3 protein-coding genes are annotated in these 3,206 nt (G+C 73.5%); all 3 read right to left on the reverse strand.

Going from position 1 to position 3,206, the window contains the following annotated elements:
- Positions 1–26 precede the first annotated feature (26 nt).
- Positions 27–1,142: a cell division protein FtsZ gene (gene ftsZ / locus KBX39_RS27210; protein WP_030500246.1), complete on the reverse strand. Its 1,116-nt coding sequence runs from the start codon at positions 1,140–1,142 to the stop codon at positions 27–29.
- Between the two features lie 227 nt (positions 1,143–1,369).
- On the reverse strand, positions 1,370–2,188 hold the full coding sequence (locus KBX39_RS27215; protein ID WP_140946355.1) for a cell division protein FtsQ/DivIB: 819 nt from the start codon (positions 2,186–2,188) through the stop codon (positions 1,370–1,372).
- Positions 2,185–3,206 (reverse strand): UDP-N-acetylmuramate--L-alanine ligase (gene murC / locus KBX39_RS27220; RefSeq protein ID WP_210873216.1); only part of this gene is annotated, 1,022 nt, incomplete at its 5' end. The genes KBX39_RS27215 and murC, both read right to left, overlap by 4 nt.

The following is a 3,206-nucleotide window of genomic DNA, read 5'->3' on the forward strand; positions in this document are numbered from 1 at the left end:
GTCTGTGACTCCGTCATCGGCGCGGCTCAGGACCCGTTCTTGAGGAAGTCGGGCACATCGACGTCGTCGAAGAGCACCCGCCGCGACGGCTGCTGCGGCGCCGGCATGGTGGCCGGCGGGCTCACCGGCGCGTTCGGCTGGGCCGGCGGGTTCTGGTTGCTCTTGCGCGGCGGCTCGACCGCCTTGTACGCGGGCGCGCCCCCGTCGAAGCCCGCCGCGATCACGGTGACCCGGACCTCGTCGCCGAGCGCGTCGTCGATGACCGCGCCGAAGATGATGTTCGCGTCCGGGTGGGCCGCGTCGGTGACCAGCTGCGCCGCGTCGTTGATCTCGAACAGGCCGAGGTCCGACCCGCCGGCGATGGACAGCAGCACACCGCGCGCGCCGTCCATGCTCTGCTCCAGCAGCGGGCTGGAGATGGCCGCCTCGGCCGCCTCGACGGCGCGGTTCTCGCCCCGGGCGCTGCCGATGCCCATGAGCGCGCTGCCCGCGCCGCTCATCACGCTCTTCACGTCGGCGAAGTCCAGGTTGATCAGACCCGGCGTGGTGATCAGGTCGGTGATGCCCTGGACACCGGAGAGAAGCACCTGGTCCGCCGTGCGGAACGCGTCCATCATGGAGATGTTGCGGTCACCGAGCGCGAGCAGCCGGTCGTTCGGGATCACGATGAGCGTGTCGCACTGGTTGCGCAGCTCCTCGATGCCCGCCTCGGCCTGGACCTGCCGGCGCTTGCCCTCGAACGAGAACGGCCGGGTCACCACGCCGATGGTGAGCGCGCCGAGCTTGCGGGCGATGTTCGCCACGACCGGCGCGCCGCCGGTGCCGGTGCCGCCGCCCTCGCCGCAGGTCACGAACACCATGTCGGCGCCCTTGAGGACCTCTTCGATCTCGTCGCGGTGGTCCTCGGCGGCGTTCTTGCCGACGTCCGGGTTGGCGCCCGCGCCCAGTCCCCGGGTCAGCTCCCGGCCCACGTCGAGCTTGACGTCGGCGTCGCTCATCAGCAACGCCTGCGCGTCGGTGTTGATCGCGATGAACTCGACGCCCTTGAGCCCAACCTCGATCATCCGGTTGACGGCGTTGACTCCGCCGCCCCCGATGCCGACGACCTTGATGACCGCCAGGTAGTTGTGCGGAGGTGTCATCTCCGGTCCTTTCCCTTCGAGATTGGCATGGGCCGACCCCACACGGCTTGGCCGGATCAGCGGCCTCCGACGGCTGAACCCTCACCCTCTACTAGAGGCTTAGAGTTATGTCAACCACTGATCTCTTCGGGGCAACGTATGCGCCGCCGCGCCAGGAGCCAAGGACCTGTTCCGGCGTGTCGCGACCGAGCGACAGGGGACACAGCGTCCGCTCGCTGAGCCGCGGGTCACTCGAACGTGACCACGTCTGGCGCGCTGACGTCGATCCGGTCCGCCTTGCGGCTCAGCAACGCGGTCGCCACGGTGGACTTGTCCGCGCCCCGGGAGGCGTCGCCCCAGAACACCTGACGCTCGCCGCGCAGCTGCAACGTGATCCGGGCCAGGCCGGCCACGTCCACCGCGACCAGCTCCGCGCGCAGCTTCTCCCCCAGCGCGGCGAGCACCGCCAGCCCGGCCCGCGTACCCGGATCGTCCGGGCCCGGCCGGGCCACCTTGACCAGCGGCAACCCGTCCGGCGCCCGGTCCAGGCGCTGGAAGACCACGCCCGAGCCGTCCACCACCACGAACCCGTCGCCCTGCGGCACCGCCGCCACCGCGGTGCGCTCCCGCACCCGGATCACCAGCGTGCCCGGCCACTCCCGCTCGACCGTGGCGCTGGCCACCGGCGGCAGCGTGCCGACCCGGCGGGCGGTCGCGGCCAGGTCCACCCGGGCCAGCGGCTCGTTGTCCGGCACCGCCGCGGCGTCGCGGATCTGCACCGGCGTGACCAGCCGCGCGCCGACCACCCGCACCTCGCGCACGCCGAACAGGCCGGTGCCGAGCACCGTCCACGCCACCAGGCCCGCGACGGCGAGCACCGCGGCGGCGACCGCCCACGGCAGCGCGGCCCGCATCCGCCGCTGCCGGGCCCGGGCCATGAACCGGCGGGCCGACGGCGGCACGGCGTCCGCGTTGGCCCGCACGAGCTGCCAGCGCCGCACCGGGCTGCGCCGGCCACCTCCGCCGTCCGGGCCGGGGGTACGGCCGCGGGCCGGACCGGGACTCATCCGGCGGTGGCCGCCGCGCCGTCCGGGCCGACGCCGGCGTCCAGCCCCGTGCCGCCGGAGCGGGCCAGCAGGGCGTCGAGCAACTGGTCACCCATCAGCGAGATCGGCGGCGCGCCCATGGTCACCACCACGTCGCCGGCCCGGGCCCGGCGGGCCACCTCGGCCGGCACGTCGTCCCACGCCTCGACGAACACCTTGCGCTCGTCCGGCAGCGGCACGTCCTGGATCAGCGCGGCCGAGCCCTCGCCGGGGCGGCGCGTCTCGCCGGGACCGAACACCTCCAGCAGCACCACCTCGTCGGCGATGCCGAGGGCGGCGGCGATCTCCGCCTGGTTGTCCCGGGTCCGGTAGAGCCGGTACGGCTGGAACACCACGATCAGCCGGCCGTCGCCGGCCACCTCGCGCAGCGTCTGCAGCGCCAACGTCATCGAGGTCGGGTGGTAGGCGTACTCGTCGTAGACCAGCACGCCGTCGGCGACGCCCTTGCGCTCGAAGCGGCGCCGCACGCCGGGGAACGCGCCGAGCGCGGCCTCCGCCGCCGGGACCGGCAGCTCCAGCAGGTACGCGGCGAGCACCGCGGCGGCGCTGTTGAGCGCCATGTGCCGCCCCGGTACGGGCAGCCGGAACTCGCCGAACGCCCGGCCCTCGATCTCGGCCTGATAGCGCACCCCGTGCGCGGACGAGACGACGTCGCTCATCCGCAGGTCCGCGTCGGCGGACTCGCCGTACGTCCAGACCCGGCGGCCCTCGGCGCGCAGCGTCTCGGCCAGCCGCCGCCCGCCCGGGTCGTCGGCGCAGGTGACCACGAACCCCGCCGGGTCGGTGAGCCGGGCGAACTCGGCGAACGCCGCCTCCAGCGTGGCCAGGTCGCCGTAGGTGTTGAGGTGATCCGCCTCGATGTTCGTGATGATCGACACGAACGGGCGGTAGATGAGGAAGGAGCGGTCGCTCTCGTCCGCCTCGACCACGAAGTGCTCGCCGGTCCCGTGGTGCGCGCCGGAGCCGACCTCGGCGATCT

The organism is Micromonospora sp. D75, assembly GCF_018070405.1.
In the GTDB taxonomy this organism is placed as follows: Bacteria; Actinomycetota; Actinomycetes; order Mycobacteriales; family Micromonosporaceae; genus Micromonospora; species Micromonospora chalcea.